The sequence below is a fragment of the Alkalibacterium sp. m-11 genome, assembly GCF_054658155.1.
The window spans coordinates 1-1,370 of the sequence record NZ_BAAGIR010000261.1 but is presented as its reverse complement, the minus strand read 5'-3'; the positions used below and the strand labels follow the sequence as shown (position 1 = coordinate 1,370).

The following is a 1,370-nucleotide window of genomic DNA, read 5'->3' as shown; positions in this document are numbered from 1 at the left end:
TAAAAGATTTAATACTACTGTATGAACGTTAGAGATATTCAAGTTATTGAACCGCCGTATACGAGAACCGTACGTACGGTGGTGTGAGAGGTCGACTAGTCAATTAATGACTAGTCTCCTACTCGATGAAAGGAACCGAACATCAGCTTTCTTTCATGGTGCTAGTGAGCAAGCACGTAGCAGATGAAAGACAAACGAACGTCGTCTACCTTCATTTAGCTCGATGATAACAATTCCACTTTGAAAGAAACGCTTCTGCTTGCTATACTTATCTAGACTAACTAAGAGAAGGGCGTTTTTTATGCGAATTATTATTTCACCGGCCAAGAAGATGACGGTAGACAATGACAGTTTTACCCACAACCAGTTGCCCAAATTTATAAATAAAACAGAGGAATTATTAAACCACTTAAAATCCTTAACATACGATGAACTGAAGAAAATATGGAAAGCCAGCGACAAGATTGCCACGTTAAACTATGAACGCATTCAGGAAATGGATTTACGGAAAAACCTGACTCCGGCAATTCTTGCTTATGAAGGCATTCAGTACCAGTACATGGCGCCTAATGTCTTGGAGACAGAGCAGTACAATTATTTAGAGAAGCATTTAAGAATTCTCTCGGGCTTTTACGGTGTCCTCAAACCTTTTGACGGTGTGACGCCTTACCGCCTGGAGATGCAGGCTAAGCTGAAGCATGACAGCTATCCATCCGTGTATGCTTTCTGGGAAGACCAGCTGGCTAAGCAGCTTCTGGATGAAACGGACACAATCATCAACTTGGCTTCAGAAGAGTACAGCAAAACGATTACCAAATACAATGACCAGGCACAGATCATCCGCTGCAAATTCGGGGAACTCATAGACGGTAAAGTAAAAGAAAAAGGAACGATGGTCAAAATGGCTAGGGGAGAAATGGTTCGCTTTATGGCCGAAAATCAGGTGCAGTCACCTGAGAAACTTAAAAATTTCAATCATTCAGATTTTCCCTTTAGCGATGACCATTCAACAGAGGATGAATACGTGTTTATTAAAGGCTAGCAATAAGTAAACTGACAAACATATCCAAACACTTCTTGCTCAAGCAAACACCTCCAGGCTTATTTTATTTCTTCCGTTTTATTTGTTAAAATGTGAGGAGGGGTTGGATGAGTAAACGCGCAAAAAGAATAACTATATGTAGAAAAGCAAAATAATCCAGCCAGTAAATGTCACTCTATTCCGGCAGTTTTTTTTAAGAAGATGGGTCAATTAAGCGACAGAATCTGTTTATTCCAGCACGTTTGTCAGTTTAGACCAGCGGATTGTCTTCTACAATAGTTACTAAAAAAAGTCCGAAGAGCATTGGGAGCGTATGCTCCTTTCTCTT

At 40.4% G+C, this 1,370-nt stretch carries 1 protein-coding gene; it reads left to right on the top strand.

Annotated elements, in window-relative coordinates; genetic code table 11:
- The first annotated feature begins 301 nt into the window (after positions 1 to 301).
- Positions 302 to 1,042, top strand: a complete 741-nt coding sequence (gene yaaA / locus ACYQ2O_RS12280) for a peroxide stress protein YaaA (RefSeq protein ID WP_459796703.1) — start codon at positions 302 to 304, stop codon at positions 1,040 to 1,042.
- The last annotated feature ends 328 nt before the right edge of the window (positions 1,043 to 1,370 follow it).

Excerpts from the sequence above, each read along its gene's own strand:
- yaaA (WP_459796703.1), top strand. The coding sequence starts at position 302 with ATGCGAATTATTATTTCACCGGCCAAGAAGATGACGGTAGACAATGAC.